Source organism: Thermogemmatispora argillosa (assembly GCF_059696725.1).
On record NZ_AP019377.1, the window covers coordinates 2,548,017 to 2,569,469 of the forward strand.

General features: G+C 61.4%; 16 protein-coding genes. 10 read left to right on the forward strand and 6 right to left on the reverse strand.

What is annotated here, in order from left to right; all coding sequences use genetic code 11:
• The first annotated feature begins 432 nt into the window (after window positions 1-432).
• From AC6H1L_RS09940 to AC6H1L_RS09975, 8 genes are all read left to right on the forward strand, one after another.
• On the forward strand, window positions 433-2,343 hold the full coding sequence (locus AC6H1L_RS09940; RefSeq protein ID WP_497601332.1) for a bifunctional lysylphosphatidylglycerol flippase/synthetase MprF: 1,911 nt from the start codon (window positions 433-435) through the stop codon (window positions 2,341-2,343).
• The gene (locus tag AC6H1L_RS09945) at window positions 2,340-3,872 is read left to right on the forward strand and encodes an alpha/beta hydrolase (RefSeq protein WP_497601333.1); all 1,533 of its coding nucleotides are present in this window, start codon (window positions 2,340-2,342) and stop codon (window positions 3,870-3,872) included. The genes AC6H1L_RS09940 and AC6H1L_RS09945 overlap by 4 nt, the downstream gene beginning before the upstream one ends.
• An 865-nt stretch (window positions 3,873-4,737) precedes the next feature.
• Window positions 4,738-6,717 (forward strand): magnesium transporter, encoded by a 1,980-nt coding sequence (mgtE, locus tag AC6H1L_RS09950; protein ID WP_497601334.1) that lies wholly within the window; start codon window positions 4,738-4,740, stop codon window positions 6,715-6,717.
• A gap of 270 nt (window positions 6,718-6,987) precedes the next feature.
• Window positions 6,988-7,875 carry a molybdate ABC transporter substrate-binding protein gene (modA, locus tag AC6H1L_RS09955; RefSeq protein WP_497601335.1) on the forward strand — a complete coding sequence of 296 codons (888 nt, stop codon included), beginning with the start codon at window positions 6,988-6,990 and terminating at the stop codon, window positions 7,873-7,875.
• Entirely contained in the window at window positions 7,868-8,719 is an 852-nt protein-coding gene (locus AC6H1L_RS09960; protein WP_497601336.1) for an ABC transporter permease, read from the forward strand. The genes modA and AC6H1L_RS09960 overlap by 8 nt, the downstream gene beginning before the upstream one ends.
• Before the next feature lie 422 nt (window positions 8,720-9,141).
• Window positions 9,142-9,912: a ParA family protein gene (locus AC6H1L_RS09965; protein ID WP_497601337.1), complete on the forward strand. Its 771-nt coding sequence runs from the start codon at window positions 9,142-9,144 to the stop codon at window positions 9,910-9,912.
• Window positions 9,905-10,957: a ParB/RepB/Spo0J family partition protein gene (locus tag AC6H1L_RS09970; protein ID WP_497601338.1), complete on the forward strand. Its 1,053-nt coding sequence runs from the start codon at window positions 9,905-9,907 to the stop codon at window positions 10,955-10,957. Before AC6H1L_RS09965 ends, AC6H1L_RS09970 begins: the two co-directional genes overlap by 8 nt.
• 15 nt (window positions 10,958-10,972) lie before the next feature.
• A complete protein-coding gene (locus AC6H1L_RS09975; RefSeq protein ID WP_497601339.1) occupies window positions 10,973-11,512 on the forward strand; it encodes a DinB family protein in 540 nt (179 codons plus the stop codon).
• A gap of 182 nt (window positions 11,513-11,694) precedes the next feature.
• Here the strand turns inward: AC6H1L_RS09975 and AC6H1L_RS09980 are convergent, their stop codons facing one another.
• The 4 genes from AC6H1L_RS09980 to AC6H1L_RS09995 all read right to left on the reverse strand — a co-directional run bounded on the left by AC6H1L_RS09980 (window position 11,695) and on the right by AC6H1L_RS09995 (window position 15,719).
• The gene (locus AC6H1L_RS09980) at window positions 11,695-11,898 is read right to left on the reverse strand and encodes a hypothetical protein (RefSeq protein ID WP_497601340.1); all 204 of its coding nucleotides are present in this window, start codon (window positions 11,896-11,898) and stop codon (window positions 11,695-11,697) included.
• A 103-nt stretch (window positions 11,899-12,001) separates the two neighbouring features.
• Window positions 12,002-12,220: a helix-turn-helix domain-containing protein gene (locus tag AC6H1L_RS09985; RefSeq protein ID WP_497601341.1), complete on the reverse strand. Its 219-nt coding sequence runs from the start codon at window positions 12,218-12,220 to the stop codon at window positions 12,002-12,004.
• A 581-nt stretch (window positions 12,221-12,801) separates the two neighbouring features.
• A complete protein-coding gene (locus AC6H1L_RS09990) occupies window positions 12,802-14,799 on the reverse strand; it encodes a HAMP domain-containing protein (RefSeq protein ID WP_497601342.1) in 1,998 nt (665 codons plus the stop codon).
• Window positions 14,800-14,801: 2 nt separating this feature from the next.
• The gene (locus tag AC6H1L_RS09995) at window positions 14,802-15,719 is read right to left on the reverse strand and encodes a phosphate ABC transporter substrate-binding protein (RefSeq protein WP_497601343.1); all 918 of its coding nucleotides are present in this window, start codon (window positions 15,717-15,719) and stop codon (window positions 14,802-14,804) included.
• A gap of 700 nt (window positions 15,720-16,419) precedes the next feature.
• Between AC6H1L_RS09995 and AC6H1L_RS10000 the strand changes: the two genes are divergently transcribed.
• Window positions 16,420-17,076, forward strand: a complete 657-nt coding sequence (locus AC6H1L_RS10000) for a response regulator transcription factor (RefSeq protein ID WP_497601344.1) — start codon at window positions 16,420-16,422, stop codon at window positions 17,074-17,076.
• Here AC6H1L_RS10000 and AC6H1L_RS10005 read toward each other — a convergent pair.
• Window positions 17,052-18,188 (reverse strand): glycosyltransferase, encoded by a 1,137-nt coding sequence (locus tag AC6H1L_RS10005; protein ID WP_497601345.1) that lies wholly within the window; start codon window positions 18,186-18,188, stop codon window positions 17,052-17,054. The genes AC6H1L_RS10000 and AC6H1L_RS10005 overlap by 25 nt on opposite strands.
• Before the next feature lie 542 nt (window positions 18,189-18,730).
• Here AC6H1L_RS10005 and AC6H1L_RS10010 point away from each other — a divergent pair.
• Window positions 18,731-20,749: a copper resistance CopC/CopD family protein gene (locus tag AC6H1L_RS10010; protein WP_497601346.1), complete on the forward strand. Its 2,019-nt coding sequence runs from the start codon at window positions 18,731-18,733 to the stop codon at window positions 20,747-20,749.
• Between the two features lie 137 nt (window positions 20,750-20,886).
• Here AC6H1L_RS10010 and AC6H1L_RS10015 read toward each other — a convergent pair whose 3' ends face one another.
• A complete protein-coding gene (locus AC6H1L_RS10015) occupies window positions 20,887-21,423 on the reverse strand; it encodes a gamma carbonic anhydrase family protein (protein WP_497601347.1) in 537 nt (178 codons plus the stop codon).
• Window positions 21,424-21,453 lie beyond the last annotated feature (30 nt).

A 21,453-nucleotide genomic window follows, 5' to 3' on the forward strand; every position in this document is an offset into this window, starting at 1 on the left:
CGACAGTGAACCGCCGCCTTGCAGGCTTTTCCTGGCGGGGGATAGCACTCCCCTTCACGCTCAGCTCAGCTCATAGCTGCAAGGGGTACGGTCCTACGGTCCGAGTAAAAACACGAGAGAGCAGGTGGCAGGGTTTCAATCATGCACCCCAGCCGCTGCCCTTCTCGCTGCAAGCGACCCAGGCCAGTCCGCCCGCCGCCTGGTCTGAAAAAGACCCACGACTTTATTGACAGCCCTTGAAAGAGATACCCATAATAGGATCAAGAACTTGGCTTGAAAGGATGGTTGCTTACAGAACAGGCAGAAGGGTATGACACCGCCGGAGCTGCTGCGTGGCGCTGGGGCCGTCCCGGGTTCGCCCGCGCTGCGCAGCCCAATGACACGACAGAGGAAGCAGACCAGGCCAGGGATGAAGGCCGCGGAGGGTGGGCTATGAACGCTTTCTTCCCTCGCTTGCTAGGGCCAGGCCCGGGCCAGAAGCCGATCGCCTTGCCCTCACGCCGCTTAATCAGGGGCGTGCTGGCGCTCACAGTGGCCTTGCTGGGCTGCCTCAATGGCCTGGTGGTCTTGCTTCCGCCACACCCGGGACGGCTGGAGCTGCTCCACGATCTGCTGACGACGATCGCTCTGCTTGCGCCTTTTGGCCCTGCTTTCTGGCCTTTTGTCCAGACCAGCCACACGATCGCCCTGCTGATCGGCTTCTTTCTGATCCTGCTCGCCTTCGGCCTGGCCCGCGGCAAAGAGCGCGCCTGGCAAGTGACGCTCTTCCTCTTGCCGCTGTCGGCCTTGCTCCATGTGCTGCGCGGTCTGGCCCTTGAGGAGGCCCTGCTCTCCTGCGCTCTCTGGGGCGTGCTGCTACTGGCCCGCCCCTGCTTCCAGGTGGCTAGCGATCCCTGGCGCGCCCGGCAGGGCTTCGCGCTGCTGGCGATCGGGGCCGTCCTGCTCCTTCTCTACGGCATCGGTGGCTACTATCTGATCGAAGGGCAGTTTCTGACCACCAGCGGCCCAGGTGGGACACTGCTGGCCTTGCTGCGCCGCATGCTGAATCTGCCAACTCAGGAGCTGCTGCCCTTGACCAGGCACGCGCGCTGGTTTCTGGATTCGCTGCCCATTTTAGCGGCGACCGCGCTGCTGACGGGTCTGGTGGCTCTCTTCCGCCCTGTCAGCGCGCGCTGGTGGCTCATGCAACAGCGCGAGCGCCTGGCTCAGAGCGAGCGTCAGGCCCTCGATCTCTTACGACGCTATGGGCAAGAGACCCTGGCCTTTTTCGCCCTGGACCCGGGGAATCTGCGTTATCTGGCCCCGCACGGTGAGGGCCTGGTCGCCTACCGGCTGGTCAATAACGTTGCCGTGGTCCCTGGCGACCCTCTCTGTCCGCCGGCGGCGCGCGAGCAGGTCAGTCGCGCTTTTCTGGAGCTGTGCCAGCGTAATGGCTGGCAGGTGGCCATCTACCAGGCTCACCCTGAGTTCCTACCGTACTACCGCGCCTGCGGCCTGAGCATCTTTAAAATTGGCGAGGAGGCCCTGATCGACCCTCGCAGCTTCAGCCTGAGCGGCTCGGTCATGGCTAATGTCCGCACCAGCAGCCGCCGGGCCGAGCGCGAAGGGGTAAGGCTGCACTGGCTTGAGGAGGCACCGCCGCCAGAGCTATATGAGCAGATGGTCCAGCTCTCGCGCGCCTGGCTGCGGCAGAAAGGAGCGCGCGAAACGGCCGAGATGGGCTTCAGCATGGGACGCCTGAGCGAGCTGCCGGCAATGGCTCAGCGGGCCTGGCTTATAGCTGCAGCGGCGGACAGCGAGGGGTCAGAGGCCGGTCACCAGCCCCTGCCACGTCTGACGCTGGGGCTGGCCTTCGATCGCACAGACAGGCTGTGTGCCTTTGTCTCCTTCACTCCAATCTATGGTCTTTACGACGCCAAAAGTGGGATACGCCGTGATTGGGGCTGGGCCCTCGATCTGATGCGTCGTGCGCCCGATGCCCCTTACGGTGTGATGGAGCTGCTGCTAGTGCGCGCCATCGAGCGCTTTCGCCAGGCTGGCGCCTGGCTGGTCAGCCTGGGCCTCATCGCCGCTAGCGATACCAACCAGGAGCTGTCAGCCGGACAGCGCGCCATTGCTAACTTTCTGCTGGAACATGTCCATGTCCTGGAGGAGCATCGCACGCTCTTCCGCTTCAAGCAGAAGTTTCAACCCCGCTGGGAGAGCCGCTACGTGGCGGCGAGCAATACGCTGGCCCTGCCACGCATCGCGCTGGCGATTCTCAACGCTCACCAGCAGCGCTCACCGGCTCGGGAGCTTGCTCCTGGCCTGCAAGATCAGAGACTGCTCACAGTACATCTATGAAGAAGAATATATGGCAGCCTTCGGGCCTCACTGCTGACAAACGCCCGCGCCGCTCGCTGCGGGCGTTTGTGCCGTCCCTGCTCTCCTTTGTTGGGGCACTGCTCGGCGGCGCACTGCTGATCATTGGTCTGACACCAGGGCTGAGCGCGCTGCTCATTGCCCTCGGCCTGGATGTCCAGCGTACCCAGATGGTGACAGCCCTTTTCTGTTGCGCGGGCGCTGGTCTCTGTGGGGGCCTGATTGGGCGCCGCCTTGCCGGCGCCTTACCCGCCAGCCTTCTGCTCTTCTGGTCGATTTATCTCCAGGACTTCATCGCGAGCGAGCTGCAGCCGGTGCATGATCCTGGTGGCCAACTGGAACCGCTGAATGTGGGGGCCTTGATCCATACCGTGCTGATGCTTCTGGCGCTGGCGCTGCTGGCCGCCTTTGCCGGGTGCGCGCTTGGCGAAGCGCTGGCCCGGGCCTTGTTCGATCCCGTTGTCCAGCTCTGGCAACTCCTGCGCTCGCGCCAGCGCCTTGCCGCTCTGGAGCAAACCGCGCCGCAGCCGCAGCCCGGGCTAGCGCTCTCCGCCGCCTCCCCTCCCGTTGAGCAGCAAGCACGTTCCCTGGCCCTCATCAGGTCCTGGCTCCTGGCCGCCCTACTGGTGGCCTCGCTGATCCTGGCCTCCGGCTCAGGCGACCTCTTTCTCTTTGCGCCTGATACCGGTATCCACACCCCGCCGGTCATCAGAACCGCCAGCGGACACCCCAGCAAGGGGACGGTGGTCAAAGATAGCTTCGCCAGCCCAGCCCTGCACGGTCAGCGGCGCTCCTTCCTGGTCTATCTGCCGCCGTCCTACAACACGCCCGCCGGGCAACAGCGGCGCTACCCGGTGCTCTACTTGCTGCACGGCTCTCCCGGCAAGATGGTTGACTGGATCACCGGCGGCAAGGCCGAGCAATCCGCCGACACGCTCATCGATCTGGGGAAGATCCCCGAGCTTATTATGGTTTTTCCTGATGGGAATGGACGCCCTGGCGCCACCAGCGAATGGGGCAATAGCGGCGACGGAAAGCAACTACTGGAGAACTACGTCGCCATCGATCTGGTCCACTACATTGACAGTCATTACCGTACGATCCCTGCGCCCGCCGATCGCGCCATCGGGGGCAACTCAATGGGTGGCTTCGGCGCCACTAATATCGCCATTCACCACCCCGATGTTTTCGGTTTCGTCATCTCGCTGGGTGGCTACTACCGGGCCGAGGGTCCCATCTGGGGAAGCAACCCGGCATACCGTCGCGCCAATAGCCCGCTCTACACCATCGCCAGCAATCGCCGCAGTCAGCAACTGGCCTTTTTCCTGGGAGCGGCTACCCGAGATCAGCCCTACTACAGTGACACACTGCAGTTCGCTCAGGTACTCAAACAGCACCACGTACGCTATACGCTTGATATCGAAAAAGGCTATCACTCGTGGCATGTCTGGGAGACCCAGCTCTATCATGCCCTGCTCTGGCTCCATTGGGGTCAGGCCAGCTCTTCTTAGCTGGCCAGCCAGTCCGCTAGGAGAAACGGGTGACTGCGGGGCGGCGGATTCTCAGAGGTTCGCCGCTCCAGCTTGCCGATTCTGCCATCAGCGTGCTATACTCTGACAAGACATGATGCTTTGTTCTGTTTGTGTGATCCCCGTGACCGCACTCCTTTTCCAGCTCCAGTGCCGAGCGCAGTGGTGCTACTGCCATGCCTTGCCTCTGGAGTGTCGCGGCTCAACGGGTCAAGGAGGTGAGGGACATGGACGCTGGCCCAAGTAGTAGTAGGCGTGTAGTTCTTACATGCCTGCTCGCGGGTAAGTGTTTGTCACCTCATCGAGTAGGGGGGATCTAATCTTCGCCCGACGACGTACACTGGCGCCTGGTCTTATCGCTCACTGTGTTGTTCGAGAGCGCACTTAGTCAGTTAGTCATCGTCCCCTCCGTATCACCACCTTACTCGATGAGCGTGATCCTCTGCCAGCGGTCAGCCGCTATCGAGTAAACACTTCCCGCCTGCCAGTCTGTCCTACCTGTCCTTTTTTCACGGGTGCCCCTGCACGCATGGGTTTCCCGCTGCGTCTTCATCAGCCCTGACCGGGCCTGACGCCCGCACGAAGGCGATGCCTGCCTTTGACGGCTGCCCGGCTCGTCCTGCCATCATGCGGTAGCCGCTGGAGGTGACGAGCGGCGCTGCGGCCTGCCGTCGGTATCGCCGGCGCCCGGCTTTGTGTCTATCGCGCTCCCGGTCAGGCTGCGATCTCTGTGTTCGCCAACAAGCATACAAACGAGTGATCAGCTCCTCTCGCTCAACCACGTCGCTGTGGCCGAGCGACTGGCTTGTATTGTCCATTGAGCAGACGAGGAAAGGTGGTGATACCCTTGATCTACTTGAGCACGCTGCTGCGTCAGAGCGTCCATGATAGCGAGGGGCGGCGCCTGGGTATACTCTTTGACCTTTACGTCTCGCCACGCGAGACTTTTCCTTGTGTGACGGCGCTGGTGGTGCGCCCACCGTTGAATACCAATACGCTGGTGGTACCCTGGTCTCAGGTCCATAGCATTGAAGAGACCCCCATCACTCTGAAGGTTCGTCAGGACGAGATCACTCCCTATACGCCCCAACCCGATGAGCTGCTGCTCAAGCGCGACATTCTGGATAAGCAGATTGTCGACACCCAGGGCGTGCGCGTAGTGAAGGTGAACGATCTGAAGCTGGCCCAGATCAAGGGAACGGCGCGTCTGATCGGCGTAGATATCGGCGCGAGTGGCCTGCTGCGCCGACTTGGGCTCCTGGCCCCTATCGAGCTGTTGAGCCGGGTGCTGCCCCTGCGACTGGAGGACCGTACGATCACCTGGAACTATGTGGAGCCAATCCAGGTGGTCCCTGCTGGCACCAGCGAGCAGCTTGCCCCAGCCCTGGCCGGCGCCGGCGTGGGGAGCAGCGCCGCGGTCGCCTCGGGCGGCGTGGTCCCTCAAGTGCAGCTCAGCGTCAGCCGCACAAAGCTGGCGGATCTCCACCCGGCGGATATCGCCGATATTCTGGAGCAGCTCGACGCCCAAGAAGCTGGCGCCATGCTGGAGCGCCTGGATACTGAAACGGCTGCCGATACCCTCAGTGAGGTTGAGCTGCCGCTGCAGGCCGAGATTATCAGCGGCCTCGATTCCGAGCACGCCGCACGCCTGCTGTCCGCTTTGGCTCCCGACGATGTGGCCGATGTCCTGGCCGAGATGCCACGCGAGGAGGCCGAGCGCCTGCTGAATCTGCTGCCCGCTGAAGCGGCTCGCCAGGTACGCGATCTACTCCACTACGGGAAGCAGACCGCCGGCGGCCTGATGACTACTCGCGTGCTCGGCCTGCCGCAACACTGGACGGTCGAAGAGACACTAGCCTACCTGCGCCGCCATGCTGACCATCTGGAGACCATCTACTACCTCTATGTGGTTGATGAGGCACAGCACCTGGTTGGCGTGGTCTCGCTACGGAGCCTGGTGACCGCTGATCCGCAGACACGTCTGCAGGATCTGCTCAATCCCGATGTCATCCATGTCCATACCGATACCGATCAGGAAGAAGTGGCACGCCTGATCTCGCATTATGACCTGCTGGCGCTGCCAGTCCTTGATGAAGAAGGCCGCCTGGTCGGGCTGATCACGGTCGACGATGTGATCGATGTGATCCGCGAGGAGCAGGCCGAGGACCTCTCGGAGATCGCCGGCACCAGCGTCGAGGAGTTCACGGCTGAGGAGGAACCGCTCTCCTGGCGCGCTGTGCTTGGGCGCGTGACCTGGCTGGCGGTGAATGTGGCAGCGGGCGCGCTTCTGGCCCTGCTTTTGAATGGTTTGCTGGGCCCAGTCCTGCGCGCCGGTGCCCGGGTCACCCAGGACCCGGCGGCGTTCAGCGGTCTCTTACGCGCTCTCCACTCGCCTACAACGCTGAGCGGCATGGTCTCGCTGCTGCCAATGCTCTTGCTGACTAGCGGGAGCGTGGGCTCGCAGGCGCTCGGTGTGACCGGCTGGCAGTTGCGTTCACAACGCGGACGCGATTTCTGGCGCGGCTTCTTCCGCGAGTTGCAGCTAGGGACCGCCGGCGGCGTCCTGGCTAGCGTTTGTGTGGCGGCCCTGAGCTGGGCTCTCTTCGGGTCACCTCTGCTGGCGCTGGCGATGGGGTTCGGCCTGGGCTTGACCCTCCTGCTGGCGGCTATTCTGGGCCTGGTCTTGCCAACGCTCTTCTATCGTTTGCACCTGCGCGGCAGTTTACTGAATGCGCCCTTGCTCGATCCATTGATCGCCGTGCTCAGTGTCTGCGCTTTTCTGGGTATTACACTGCCTTTGTTGACCGGCCCACTCTATACGGGCTAGATCTTGCGATGGGAACGGCGGGTCGCGCTTCCGACGGCTCTCTCTTGCTCCGGCGACCCGCCCCTGCCCGCTTCGCTCAGTCGCCTTGCCTTACCTTCCTCATTGCACCTTACCCCGCCCATCTGGCTTCTCGGTCCGATCCCTCTGTTGGCTTGACATCTCGGCAATTCCTTCTCTATACTCAATTTGTGAATACTCAAAAATAGAGTTTTCACCACTATTTCAATCGCGCTCATAGCTAGAGAGCAGGGAGAAGAAGGAGGCCCCATTATGCCCACCAAGCCCACGGTTCCCATGCGAGCGGCTCGCGTCACGACAGGCCACCAGGTCCGCTGGCAGCCTTACCCCGCTATCGCAATTCTCTCACTACTCGTGCTCCTGCTACTGGCAGCCTGTGGCAGTAGTAGCGGTGGCACCAGCGGCGCCAGCGGCACCAGCGCGCCGACAGTTACCCTCAATGTCTTTGCTGCAGCATCCCTCAAGAATGCCTTTCAGGATATTGCCAACCAGTATCATAAGGCTCACCCCAACGTTAGCTTTAAGTTTAACTTTGCCGGCTCGCAGGTCTTAGAGCAGCAGCTTGCCAATGGAGCCCCTGCCGATGTCTTTGCCTCCGCCGACCTGGATAACATGAACAAAGCCAATCAGGCTGGCCTGGTCAACAACCCCCAGGTCTTCGCCAAGAATCGGCTGGTAATTATCGTGCCGGCCTCCAACCCCGCCGGTGTCAATGGGCTGTCAGACCTGGCCAAGAAGGGCCTGAAGTTTGACATTGCCGCCTCCACGGTGCCTGCGGGCAAATATTGCCGCCAGGCTTTCGATAAGATGGCGAAATCCTCAACCTATGGCCCCGCCTTTGAGAAGGCCCTGCTGAGCAACGTCATTTCGCAGGAAGACAATGTGACGGCGGTGCTCCAGAAAGTTGAGCTGGGCGAGGCCGACGCCGGCTGCGTCTATCAGACGGATGCCGCCAGCGCTCAGGGCAAGGTCAAAGTGATCCCGATCCCTGATGAGTTTAACGTCATCGCCCAGTACCCGATCGCGGTCGTCAAGTCCTCGGCGCATGCCACTGAGGCTCAGGGCTTTGTCGACTATGTGCTTGGGCCGCAGGGGCAGGCAACCCTGGAGAAGTATCAGTTCATTCCGAAAAATGGTTGAGGTACAACAGGCGCCGGCCCCCAGCCCAACCAGGCCACCAGGCCGGCGCCCCTGGCTGACCCCAGTGCGGGGCCGCACTCTGGTGGCGGCCCTGGTCGGGCTCCTGGCCGCCAGCTTCCTGCTCTTTCTGGGCATCCCGCTGGCGGCTCTGCTGCTGCGCGAGTCGCCGCAGCAGCTGTGGAACGCGTTGACCCAGCCCGACACCTTTACAGCCCTACAGCTAAGCCTGGTCACCACCACGGCGAGCACGGTCCTCAGCGTTCTCTTCGGCCTGCCAGTAGCCTGGGTTCTGGCGCGCGTACGCCTGCCGGGGCGGCGGCTGCTGGAAACCCTGGTGACAATGCCGACAGTTCTGCCGCCGGTCGTGGCCGGTGTAGCACTGCTCCTGACGTTCGGGCGCTTTGGCTTGCTGGGCCGCTATTTGAGCGCTCTGGGCATCAGCCTGCCTTTTACAACAGTGGCCGTAGTCATGGCTCAGACCTTCGTCTCCGCTCCCTTCTTCGTGAACAGTGCGCGCGCCGGTCTGGAACAGCTTGATCCCCGCTATGAGCAGGCGGCCTATACGCTGCGAGCCTCGCCGTTCTATACCTTCCGTCGCGTGGTGCTGCCCTTGATCCGCCCGGCCCTACTCAGCGGCATGGGCCTAACCTGGGCGCGAGCCTTGGGCGAGTTTGGCGCCACGATCACCTTTGCGGGCAACTTCCCCGGAACAACGCAAACCATGCCGATTGCCATCTATATCGCGGCGGAAACCAATCTTGATGCAGCGGTGGCGCTCTCAGTTCTGGTGCTGGCGGTCTCGTTCGCCCTGCTGCTGGCTCTGCGCCTGGGACGCGAGCACTAATGAAAGGCGCCTGATCGCTTGACAGGCGCCTTTCTATCCAGGAGCGAGCACGCTTTCTCTCCCCCAGCCAGACAGATTGAGCAGGCGGCAGGGCGCGAATGATCTGCCCGGCCGCCAGGGTCGCCTTGCGCTCTCTAGCGCTCACACTCAGCCGAGAACCTCGCCGCTCCTTGTGCGCCGCGAGCAGGCAGAGGCAAGGGAGGGAGAGAGCTAGACAGACAGCGTGAGAGCGGATCAGAGAGAAGAGGCCAGGCCGGGTCGGGTCGGACGGCAAGAAAGAAAAGCTGTTCCCAGTTGCGTCAGCTGTTCCCATTTGTTACAATGTAGTTGCCACTTGCAACACGCGCGGTCATGCTGTCAGTACATCCTTTACACCCGCCCGGCGACGGATCGGTTCGATCAGAAAGGTACGGAAGTAACCAGTGTCGAAAGTCTACGCAATCGCCAACCAGAAGGGCGGTGTGGGCAAAACCACCACCGCTATCAACCTTGCAACCTATCTGGCAGCCGCGGGTCGCAAAGTGCTTCTGGTAGATATGGACCCGCAGGCCAACACGACCAGCGGCATTGGCGTTGCTCCGAAGGTGCGCGAACACACCGTCTATGACCTGCTGGTCAGGCAGGACGAGGGTGTGACGATTTTTGATGTGATCGTACCGACGAAACGCCGCGAGCTAGTGGTTGCGCCCTGTACCGTCGATCTGGCCGCGGCGGAGATCGAGCTGGTCAGCGCCCTGGCCCGTGAGCAGCGCCTGCGCCAGGCTCTGGAGCCTATTCGGCGTCGCTGTGACTATATTTTGATCGATTGCCCGCCCTCGCTCGGCCTGTTGACCGTCAATGCGCTGGTGGCCGCCGATGGCGTTATCATTCCGATCCAGTGCGAATATTTGGCCCTGGAGGGCCTCACCAAGTTACTGAATACGATCCAGCTCGTGAAGAATAAATTGAACCCCGACCTGTATATCGCCGGCGTGCTCCTGACGATGTACGATCCCCGTACACGGCTGGCCGGCGAGATTGTGCGTGAGGTCCGTGGGCATTTTCCGAACGAGGTCTTCAATACAATCGTGAATCGCAATGTGCGCCTCAGCGAGGCCCCCAGCTTCGGGCAATCGATCCTGGACTATGATCCCGATTCGCCCGGCGCCCTCGCCTACCGCGCGCTGGCAGAGGAGGTAATGGCCCGTGGTTAATAAGAAGTCTCCGATCGGGCGCGGCCTTGATATTCTCTTCTCAGGCTCTGGCGCCTCTCCCGCCCCCGCCGCGGAGACCTCCGCCGCGCGCCAGCCGGTGCCGCGGACGGACGCCGAAGGCGCGATCCAACTGGTTCCTATCGATAGTATTTTGCCTAATCCACGCCAGCCGCGGCGCGTCTGCCGCGACGATGATCCCGCTCTGCTAGAGCTGAGCGCTTCCATTAAAGAACACGGGCTGCTGCAGCCGTTGATCGTGACGCGCCTGGAGGAGGAGCAGAGCGCCACACCTCCTGACCCGTGGGCCAGCCCTCCCGATGACGACCCCTGGGCGGCTCCCAGCCCCGCTTCAGAGGCGCGCTCAAGCGCGGCTCGCTCCTCCTTTCACTACCAGTTGATCGCCGGTGAGCGTCGCTGGCGAGCTGCCCGCCTGGCTGGCCTCTCCCAGGTGCCGGTAATCATCAAGGAGGCCAGCCCTCAGCAGATGTTGGAACTGGCCCTGATCGAAAACGTCCAGCGGGCCGACCTGAACCCGATAGAGGAGGCCCTGGCCTACCAGACGCTGGCTCAGGAGTTCGGCCTGACTCACGAGCAGATCGCTGAACGCGTCGGCAAGCAGCGCACGACCATTACAAATACGCTGCGCTTGTTGAACCTGGCCCCTGCTGTCCGCGAGAAGTTGCTTAACCCAAGCGAGCACTTTACCGAGGGCCATGCCCGGGCAATCGCCGGCCTGTCGAGCTATGAGGACCAGGAGGAGGCTCTGCGTCAGGTGCTTTCTCGGCGCCTGACAGTGCGTGAGACGGAGGAGCTGGTGCGCGGCTGGAAAAGCTTGGAGCAGCCCGCTCGCCCCTCTGCAAGTCGCTCCGCCCCGGTGCGCTCTCCTGATCTGGAGGAGCTAGAGGCCCAGTTCCGTAATTCGCTGATGGTCAAGGTCGATCTGCGTTGTAATGCGAAGGGCAAGGGCACACTGGTACTGCATTTCAATAATCAAGAAGAGCTGGAGCGACTCTACGCCCGCCTGGTAAAAAACGAAGTGGAGTAGTTTCGGGAGGCTGCGATGGCAACGCTAGAAGATCCTTTTGGCAAGGTGCGCCCGAAGTTAGTGGCGGCTCGCACCGAGTTTCTGGCAGAATTGGCTCGTTTTCAGGCCGCCGAGCTGGAACGACGTCCCTCGCCCGAGGATTGGTCAGCATTAGAGGTGGCCTATCATCTCTATGTGGTTGATGGGCTGACCTTGCAGGAATTACGACGGGTGCAAGAGGAGGATAATCCTGCGCTCTCAGCGCTGGAGAAAGAGGGGCCGCGCGCGACGCGCGAGACAGCACACGATCTCTCGCTGGATGCAGTGCTGGCTGGTATGGCAGCGCGCCGTGAGGAGATCTTACAGTTTTTGGCCGAGCTGCCTCCGGCGGCCTGGGAACGCCCCTGCCATCATCATGCCTGGGGCGCCCTGAAGTTCTACCAGTTGGTGAATATTCTGGCCGAGCATGATCGGCAGCATGCGCGCCAGCTTGTGGAGATCCGCGAGCGCCTCCGCAGCAGCGATAGCGGCGAGTCTCATGCAACACCCGCCAGCCCCTCGCTCTCGCCATCCTGAGCCTGTGCTCACCGCTCGCTTTGTCGCCTCTCCCCGGCCTCGCTGCTGAAGCCCGGGCCTTCGGTGCTCGCTCAGCTAGAGCCGGTCGGCCAGCCAGCCAGGCAGTCTATCGGAACCTGGTATGTATGTCGATGGGTGCGTCGTCCGCCCACGATGCCAGACAAGCTGTTACCCCTCCTTCGTCAGGTCTTTGCTCCCGTCAGCCGGCCAAGCTCAGCTAAGTAGGTAAGAAAGAAAAAGAGCAGGCAGGAAACCCTACCTGCTCTTGCTTCGTTTTTTACTGCAGAACGTTTAGTATCAAGAAAGGTATGCTGTTGATCGCTGATGAGCTGGTTGGTTGGCCCGATATGCTGCACGAAGAGCAGGGGAAACAGGGCGTGATCCACGATGCGCGAGAGACGCATCTATTTGCCAGCGCAGCCAGGTTGAGCAGGATAGGAGGGCCAAGGCCTGGCTTGCTGGCGACACCTGGCCCCCTGTCTAGGCCTGTCAGTTGCTCTGCTGCTCTGAAGCCGAATCGCGGGGTGACTCGCCCAGGAGCTTATCAAGCGTCGTCCGCTTGATCCGGTAGCCATGCCGCTTGCTCTCCTTCTCATGGTGGGGGAGCAGAATGGCCTCAAGCATGCCGTTCTTAATCCAGCGTCTGACAGTCGTGGTTTCGACGCGCAAGAGGCGGGCAACCTCGCTGACGGTTAACAGTTCTTCCATGTATGGTCACTCCTTTCCAGGTACAGAGGGATAGGAAACGGAAGACGGGCTGCACGCATCGTGACCGCCTCCCTCCTGAGCCATATAATTACTGATGACGGTATGAACGTATGTATGTATCTCATTGATATGTGCCTATCATATGCGATCACGTTTTCTTTTTCAAGGGTTTGCGACAGAAATAGCCATGAAGGGGAGTCTTCGCTCTGACAGCGAAGGCAAAAGTGTCGCACAGAGTGAACATGAGCGGCCTCTCAAACGCATCGCATGTTCGCAACAATGCAGAGCGCTATGTCAGTCGGAGAGGGCAGAAAGGCGCTGAGGAGACGAGAAAGCAAACAAGCAGGCAAGAAGATCGCTGAGAGACGAGAGACCCAGCACATACGTCCAGGGAGCGGGGGAGCGCCTGAATGAAGACCTTCGCCCCAATCCCGCCCCCCATTCAACTCAGATTCGCCCCAGGCTAGCCCCAGCCTGCTTGTTGCGTCGACAGGTGGCCAGCCAGCGGCGCTGACCTGCTCTTCCCCAACTCGAATCGGACTCTTCTCGCCGCTCTAAGGAGAGAGCTGGTCAGGCCAGGGCTAGGAACGTAAGGACCGTGACAGTAGATCAGCAGACGAACTATGGCTAGTTGGTGCTGTTCCAGGCGCTTGCAGCCGGCCTGTCGGCTCGCTGCCGGCCTCCCCTGCCTCCACTGTTTCAAACTGGAAGCCAACCAGGCTGCTCCGCATCTCCTGGATCACCGCCGCTAGTTGCTGGGAGAGTGAACTAACTTCGCTGGCAAAGGCCAGGGCCAGGCGCACTGTATCGCTGCTCTCCCCTCCACTAGCTCCTCCCCCAGCGGCTGTAGCCGTCATGGCGTTGAGCTTCACGCGCAGCCGACTGATCTCCTGGCCTACGGCCAGTAACTCTTGATCAGCGTTCTTCAATGTAGAGGCAAGCTGCTGTTGCAAGCTGCTCAGCCCATGCTCTAGCTGCTGAAGCAAAGGGGTGGGAATGTGCAGCTCGCGGCGGACCCCCTGAGCGTTGGCTGTCCAGCGTGTCGGACGCGCAGCCTCTTCCTCGATCTGCCGCAGCAGCGCGCTCAGGCGCTGCAGTTGCTCGACGGTTGCTGTTTCACGTAAGCCCTGAAGCTGTTCACGACTGCGCCGCAGGCGGCCTTTTAGCTCGCTTAGCTCGCGTTCTAATCGCTCCCCTAGCCCCTTGCTGCCGCTGGCCGTGACCGCGAGCGAACCAGAGGGGCTGCGGCCCCGCTCCCCGGCCGGCAGCGAGTTGAGGCCGCCACTCAGTGCCGGGCTTTCGGCTCGCGTCGGGGACTGTTGCAGATGCAGACTCTGGATGAGTGCCTCTGCATGTTCCTGCTGCTGACGTGCGATGACTTCCAGTTGCTGGATCGCCACCTGTACCCGCAAAACGAAGCGCCGGAAGCGTCCGACGGTGAAATTGAAGGCATTAGCCAGTAAACCAATGGGATCATCGCTGACCGGCGCACTGATGCGCAGATCGCCAGCGCTCACGACGCGCATGTCGCTAAAGAGATGCTCGGCGGCGTTGGTCAGGGCATCGCGCTGGCGTCGCGTCTCCTCCAGCAGATTCAGCAGGGTTTCCAGCATGGCATTGAAGGCCGCTGAGACCTCAGCGATCTCGTCACGCCCGATCACAGTGACGCGTGCTTCCAGTTGGCCGCTTTCGATGGAGCGCGTTACCTGCTGCAGATGGCGCAGGCGCCGTACGAGCGTGCCTGAAATGAACCAGCCGACGAGGGCAATGGCCAGCGAGGCGACAATCGCTCCGATGATGCTGGTAATGAGCTGGTTGCGCTCTTCAACGGCTGCCGCTTGCTGCACAGCGGCGGCCAGGCGCTGGTTAAGCTGGATGAGCGCACGCAGAGCGCTGAGGGCATCGGCGTTAGTCGGCTCGGCCTGAAAGCGTAAGAGATTCTGGGCCTCGCTCAGATTGCCGCGCGCGACGTCCTGCAGAATCTGGTCCTGGGCCGCGCGATAGAGGTGCCAGGTGCGCAAGGCGCTGGCAAGCAGGGTCTGCTGTTGCCCCTGCTGACCGCTCTGACCAGCCTCGGCAAGCAGGGCCATTTCGTCAGGATGCCTGGCGAGCAGATCCTGAGCCACGTAGGTCGAGAGAATAGTATCGTAGCGTGTCGCCAGTCCTGTGATGGCCTGGCGCTCCTGCGCGATTGTTTCCTGGGACGGCGCCGGGGCGCTGGCCGAGGCAAGAAGGTTATGTACCTCGGTATTCATGAGCTGGAGATAGTCGGCGCCAGTGGTGAGGGAGGTGTTGATGCTCAGCAGTTTCTGGTAAAAGCTTGACTGGCGGCTGAGGGACTGGGAGCGTAAGACGCCTACCAGGCCCGCCGCGATGGCGGCGATCAGGGCCGCCGAGAGAAAGCCGAGCGCGAGTCGTCTGCCGATGGAGAGATTGAGGAGCAGGTTGCCGCTGCGTCGCGAGCGGGGACGAATGCGAAGACTGGGGCCGTGGCCGGCTCTTGTCTCTGCTTGCGGCAGTGAGGGCGTCGCGAGCGAGGGCAGTTGCGTCTGGCCCCTTCTCTGGCCGGGCTGCTGCATTCCTACTCCTCCTTTCTGGTTGGACCGGGCGCGCGCTCCGGCTCCGGCGCGGTCATCGCGACCAGGGAGTGAGCAGCCGTCAGGCTTGTGCTGGCTCCGTTGAGGTTCATGGCCGCGATGGGAATGTAGCCCAGGCGCTGCGCTTCTTGCTGTACCGGCTCGCTGAGCATGAAATCGAGAAAGGCGCTCAGCAACGGATTGTTATCGCCCAGGGTATACATGTGCTCATAGCTCCAGAAAATATAGCGACCGGCCACAATGTTGGCAAGCGTGGGTTTGGCTCCCTCGATGGCCAGGACACGCACCGCCGGGGTGAGCACGGAGAGCGCCAGGTAGCCAATGGCTCCCGGCGTGTGAGCTACCGTCTCGCGGACCGTTACGGACGAGTCGGTCTGCAATAGTTTGCCTTTCTCGTCACGCCCTCCCAAAATGTATTTGCGAAAGGTGTCGCGCGTCCCCGAGGTCTGCGGGCGCACAACCGGCACAATGGGCAGGTCCGGGCCGCCTACCTGGCTCCAGTTGTTGATACGACCTGTTGAGAAAATGTCGATGATTTGCTGGCGCGTCAGCGAGGCGACGGTGACATCGGGATTGACAACCATTGCAAAGGGGATGACGCAGACGATGTGGTCGGTCAGGTTGGGATCTGGATAGATGGCCGGATCAGCGTAGATGTCCGAGTCACCAATGTCTGCCTGGCGACTGGTGACGGCTGCCAGGCCCGCCCGGCTCCCTCCGCCATCTACTTGAATGTGAACTTGCGGGTGCTGGCGCTCAAAGAGGCTGGCCGCCGCGCTGACCAGCGGCTGCAAGGCCGTTGAGCCGACAATGCGCAGCCGCCCGCTGAGGGCACTTTGTGAGTCCGCTGCCCCTCCACAGCCTGTCAATAGCATGAGGATGATCAGGCTAAGGCTGATCAAAACGGCTCTCTTTCCACTTTCACTCTTTTTACTGATCATTCCAATCAATGAAGATAATTATTCGAAATGTAATCCTGTACGCAATTAGAGAGTATTGCTTTCTCGTGCTTAGCAAGCCTGTGCGTCTGGCACCGCTGAGGTCACCAGGCTCGCAGGCCCGCTAAGCCTTGGGTGCCTCCTTCACATCTTATGCAGGGCTTTGTTTAAGCTGTCATTAATTGCAGGTGAAAGAGAGTTGATGGCAATGTTAAATCTCGGCGCAGGAAGGCATAAGCAAACAAGCAGACAAGTAGTGGCGCTGAGCTGAGAAGGGGGGAGAAGCCGTGAGGGGAAAGGCCTCGCGGCGGCATCTCTGGCTGCCTCTCTGCCTTCCCTGCTTGACTGCCTGGTATAATCTAACCAGGAAGATACACTCTGAGAGAAGAGCAGCCTTTCATCTTGAAAAAGAGTATGGAGTCCTCTTTCGAAAGGTAAATAAGTTATGCCCCAGCAGCGCAAAAATCAGCATACAGCTCATGAGAGGAATAGCCGCCGGTCAAGCACGGCAGCGCCCACTTTGCGCATTGGCAGAGGCGCAAACGCCACGAGCATGCTCCTGCCCACAGACACGGCCCCTGTAGCCACAGTGGAAGCAGCTCCCGTCTCGCCCTCCACGGAACCGCGGGAGCTGCCAGCGTCGGACAGGCCCGCGGAGCGCAGTGTGATCCGTATTGTCCTGGCCGATGATCACACCTTGATGCGCGAGGGCCTGCGCCAGTTGCTCGAACGGGAGCCTGATCTCAAGGTTGTCGGCGAGGCCGCCGATGGTCAAGAGGCTCTGCGGGTCATTCGTCAACTCCGTCCCGATGTCGTTCTGCTAGACATTAGTATGCCGCAGCTCGACGGTCTTGCCTTGACGCACCAGTTAGCCGAGGAGCTACCCGAGGTGGCTATCATCATTCTGACGATGCATCGTCAGCATCCCCAGGTGTTGCGTGCTATTAAGAACGGCGCCCGCGGCTACCTTCTCAAAAGCGCCTCTTCACAGGAGCTGATCCGCGCAATCCGCACGGTACACGCTGGCGGGGCTTTGATCGAAGCGGAATTGACCGGTCCTGTGTTGGCCGAGCTACGGCGTCTTTCTCAACAGTCGGGCCTCCCTGGCACGCCAACGTTGAACGACTTGACGGAAAAAGAAATCGAGATCATCCGTTATGTCGCACAGGGAATGAGTAATCGAGAAATCGCCGCTCGGCTCTCTTATTCTGAGAAGACCGTCAAAAATTATCTCTCGGTCATTTTCCAGAAGCTTGGTATTCGCGACCGCACGCAAGCGGCGATCTTTGGCCTGCGTCAGGGTCTGCTCGCTGACGAGTGACGATGAGAGCCCGCTTTGTGGCTGGGTCGCTGCAGGCCAGCAGCCCAGCGGTGAGCCTGGAAGCGCGCGCCATAGACCCTACCGCGCCATTCGACGCCGCGCCCTGTCAATTTACGCCAACAGGCCTGGGCCAGAATCCCCATGAAGAGGAGGCCGGCCACAGGATGCGTCAGGGCCTGGTACCACGGCAAGCCCAAGGCCTTATCGAGGGAGCGACGATAGCTGAAAAGAGGGAGCAGGGCCAGCAAGACAATGCCCAGGGCTTCGCGCGTGTTGCCCCCCCATCGACGCCACCAGCTTCGCCCCAGCCAGAGCAGGAGAGGCAGCAGAAATGGCAGCACGACGACGAGCGGCAGCCCCACCAGAGCGATCAGCATGAAGGGAAGTCCGCCGCTGCCGACAAAGATCGTCTTACGCCAGCCACGCCAGAGGGCCGGCAAACCGCGGTACATTTGGACACGTACCAGACCTCGCCCATCGTAGAGACAGAGGCGGTAGCCCTGGCGTTTCACTACAGCAGCCAGGTCGCGATCATCAAGCGCCGAGCCGCGCAGCTCGGGACGGGCATAGCCTCCGAGGGCCTCGTAGAGAGTCCGACGCAGCAGGATGTACTGACCATTCGCTGTGGCAAGCGGACAACACGCCTGATTGACCAGAGGCGGCGGAAATTGGAGGCTCATTCCCATGAGGGCCAGGGGCAGGGTGAGCCGGTTCCAGCGGTCGGCTAGCTCTTGCTCTGGCACCAGTGAGAGAAGGTCAAGGCCGCGCGCCAGGGCCTCGCTCACAGTCAGGCGCAGGGTGTGCGGCGACCAGTAGCTGTCGGCATCGGTGAAGACCAGCCAGCTACCGCGGGCCTGACATGCCCCCGCATGCAGCGCATGTGGTTTGCCCGCCCAACCAGGAGGCAATTCCTCGGCCAGAGTCAGTAACCGCAGGCGGCTTGCGGCGGCTGGCTCCGCTGCCAATTGCTCAAGAATCGCTCGCGTATGGTCAGTTGAGCCATCGTCTACGACAATGACCTCGTAGTCCGCCGGGTAGTCCTGCTGAAGGAGCGAGCGCACACAGCGCCAGATGTTAGCCTCCTCGTTACGCGCCGGCACAATGATCGACACCTCTGGCAGTGGTTCCGTGCTCCTCGGGGATGGGTGACGCTGGATGGATGCGCTCCGCAGATACGGATGAGCAACCCAGCGCAGAAAGAGGTAGAAGAAGGCAGTTGCCAGAGCATAGCCCCGGAGCACGAGTCGCCAGCTCCGTTGCGGCCGCTGAGGTGCCGTCGCTACCTGCCGCTTGAGCAGCACTCGGCTCATGGCTTCATTATATCAGCTCCGGGCGGAAGCTAGAAATATTGCGACCACGCCCCCGCTGATGTACAATCACGAAGAGTGAAACATTCTCGCTTGCTACAGGCCGACCTGGCACGGTGATCTTTCCCAGCGCAGCGCCGGTCAGGTTCGGGCGCACAGGACCGCACTTCAGCTCAGGCCACAGGAAGAGAGAAAGGCTAGCAGACCATCTTTTTGCTCGGGTGTGGAAGAGCGAGTTCGGTCAGAAAGCAGCAGAGAAGAGGGCAGGGTTTTATGGAAGCGAGCAGGGCTTACCCCCCAGATAGAGCAGCCCGCTCGTCTGCGAGTCGGTAGTATAGAGGAATAGCATGCGGTATGGACGGTATGGACGATACCCCAGGCTAGCGCTAAGTGCGCTCCTCATAGCGGGTATCTTCTTGCTTCACGCCTGGTCCCCCCTGACGCCGGCTCCGGCAGTACAGGCGCACGCTTTTGTGATTGGCTCCGAGCCGATCGATGGCTCGACGGTCGCAACGCCACCCAAGGTGGTCCGCATCTTCTTTAACGGCCCTATCAGCTCCGCCAGCAAGGCCCTGGTCTTTGATCCGAGTGAGCGCATTGTCAATGCCGCCGCCAGCTATATTCCACCCGGCCACCCCCGCGAGTTGGATACTCCTTTGCAGCCCAATTTAAGCGAAGGCAGCTATCTGGTTCGCTGGATAGCGCTGGCCGCCAACGATGGACGCACAACGCAGGGCGCTATTGGCTTTAACATTGGTCACTCCAGTACCGGTTTGCCTGGCCAGACCATTCTTGGCCCCAGTACGAGTAATTACTTGCCAACGCTCGACCTGCTTGGCATCCTCTCCGTGGCCTGGGAGTGGCTTGTCTTGCTGGCCCTGACTTTTTGGGTCGGACTGCTCGTTATGGAGCGGTTGGTAATGGAGCGCCGGGCCCGCTCGCTGGATTTGCTGATGCGGGCGCGGGCGCGGGCCCGTCCGTTGCAGTGGCTCTGTTTGACTGCGCTGCTGGTCGGGGAAGTGATTACGCTGATTTTGCGCGCCGCTAACCTCAACCAGGCCGAGGCCAGCGGCGGCATTGACTGGCAGGCCCTGCGGGCTGTGCTCCTGACGACGGCCTATGGTCCGCTCTGGCTGGGACGTCTGGCGCTGATTGCCCTGGCCCTGCTCTGGCTGGCTATCACTGCTCGCCGGCGCACGCCTAAAGAGGCTACTGCCGGTGTGGCCCGTGTTCTCCAGCGTGGCGGCTCACGTTTCGGACGGCTCCGGCGCCAGGTGACACAGGAGTATCGGGTGACCAAGGAGCTGGTGACGACCGAGGAGATGGCTCCCGGGGGCGATACCCTCCCGCTTTCGCGCTGGGATACTGTGCTCTGGTTAACGCTGGCCGCGCTCTATCTGCTCGCCTGGACCTTGGCGAGCGATGAAGTCCAGCAGGCCTCTCTCCACATCAGTGCTATTGTGCTCTCCTGGCTCGCCTTGTTGGCTCAGTCCGTCTGGTTCGGTGGTCTGGCCTATCTGGGGTATGTTCTCTTGCCTCTGCTCGCTGTGATTGAGCCTGACCACCATGCCGATCTGCTGGTAACGCTGACCCGCCGCCTGGCCCCCCTGCTGGTGATGGCGATGGCCGTGCTGCTGGTCAGTCAGCTCTTCCTGGCGGAAAGCGTTTTCTCCGATCCCCAGGCTCTTTTGACAACCGCTTATGGCCGCACGCTGCTGGTACGCCTGGCCCTGATCGCTCTGCTTCTGGCGTTGACCCTCTTTATGCTTTTCCGCATTACCCCACGGCTGGCACGCCAGACGCTGCTTTTGCCTGTGGTCGATGCTGAGCTGCCAGCACGCCGCACACGCCGTGAGGCTCTCCTGCAGACAGAGCGCCAGCTTGGGCGCCTGCTGAAGGCACAATCGTGGATCAGCATGGCCATCCTGCTCTGCGCCGCCCTGATGAGCTTCTTCGCTCCTCCTATCGCTTTCCCCCAGATCAACTATGCTCAAGCGGCTCAGAATCAGCCAGGCCAGACAACACCTGCCAACACGCCGCCAGTGGTAATGCAACAGGTCGGCGACTTGACGGTCTCGCTCATGGTCACGCCAGGTCGCGTGAATAGCCCCAACACGGTCCTGATTCTCCTGACGGATAGCCGTGGTCAGCCGGTGACCAATGCCCGCCTGAGCCTGGCCATCAATATGGTGCTGATGGACATGGGCACAGTCCAACAGACGTTGAGTCGAGGGCAGCCCGCCTACGCGGCTACTTTCCCCGCTCGCTCAACCTTCGATATGGCGGGCCTGTGGAAGATCGATTTGACCATCGAGCGCCCCGGTCAGGTACCTCTTCGGACAACTGTCGAGTTCACGCTGAGCTGAGTCGGGCTGTGCGAGAAGGGCCTTGCGCGCCATCGGCTGACTAGCGTACCTGGCAGTATAGGACTGCTGCCAGGTACGCAGACAGAAGGGGCAGAAGCCAAGCGGTCGCTTGTGCGATCCCGGCTTCGGGGAGAGGGCTAGCCCTCCCGATAGCCAGCCTCGCGCAGCGCCTCTCGATGACGGGCAGCTCGCTCGACGTAGCGTTGAGCGCTGCCACGGATGTGCTCGATCTCTTCTGGCGTCAGGTTGCGGATAACGCGCACCGGTAATCCAAAGGCAAGGACCCCGCCCGGGATCATCTTGCCTTCGCTGACCAGGGCACAGGCTCCGATGATGCTCTCCGCTCCAATGTGGGCATGGTTGAGTACAACCGCCTTCATGCCCAGTAGGACACGGTCCTCCAGGGTGGCACCGTGGATGACGCAGCCATGTCCAATGGTGCATTCTTCGCCAATGGTCAGGGGAGCATCGGCATCGAGATGGAGTATACAGTTGTCTTGAATATTGGTGCGCCTCCCGATCACGATGGGACCTGTGTCTCCGCGAATAACGCTGTTGTACCAGATGCTGGCTCCTTCGCCAATGGTCACGTCTCCAATAACATAGGCGCCGGGAGCAATAAAGACATCGTCTGCAATGCGCGGCCAAATTCCATTAAAAGGCAAGATGGGCATGTTATCCCCCGTGTAGGCAAGTCTTCGCCG

Bases quoted from the DNA above. Each gene is read 5' to 3' on its own strand.
- AC6H1L_RS09940 (WP_497601332.1), top strand. From the start codon at position 433: ATGAACGCTTTCTTCCCTCGCTTGCTAGGGCCAGGCCCGGGCCAGAAG.
- AC6H1L_RS09945 (WP_497601333.1), top strand. From the start codon at position 2,340: ATGAAGAAGAATATATGGCAGCCTTCGGGCCTCACTGCTGACAAACGC.
- modA (WP_497601335.1), top strand. From the start codon at position 6,988: ATGCCCACCAAGCCCACGGTTCCCATGCGAGCGGCTCGCGTCACGACA.
- AC6H1L_RS09960 (WP_497601336.1), top strand. From the start codon at position 7,868: ATGGTTGAGGTACAACAGGCGCCGGCCCCCAGCCCAACCAGGCCACCA.
- AC6H1L_RS09975 (WP_497601339.1), top strand. From the start codon at position 10,973: ATGGCAACGCTAGAAGATCCTTTTGGCAAGGTGCGCCCGAAGTTAGTG.
- AC6H1L_RS09985 (WP_497601341.1), bottom strand. From the start codon at position 12,220: ATGGAAGAACTGTTAACCGTCAGCGAGGTTGCCCGCCTCTTGCGCGTC.
- AC6H1L_RS09990 (WP_497601342.1), bottom strand. From the start codon at position 14,799: ATGCAGCAGCCCGGCCAGAGAAGGGGCCAGACGCAACTGCCCTCGCTC.
- AC6H1L_RS10010 (WP_497601346.1), top strand. From the start codon at position 18,731: ATGCGGTATGGACGGTATGGACGATACCCCAGGCTAGCGCTAAGTGCG.
- AC6H1L_RS10015 (WP_497601347.1), bottom strand. From the start codon at position 21,423: ATGCCCATCTTGCCTTTTAATGGAATTTGGCCGCGCATTGCAGACGAT.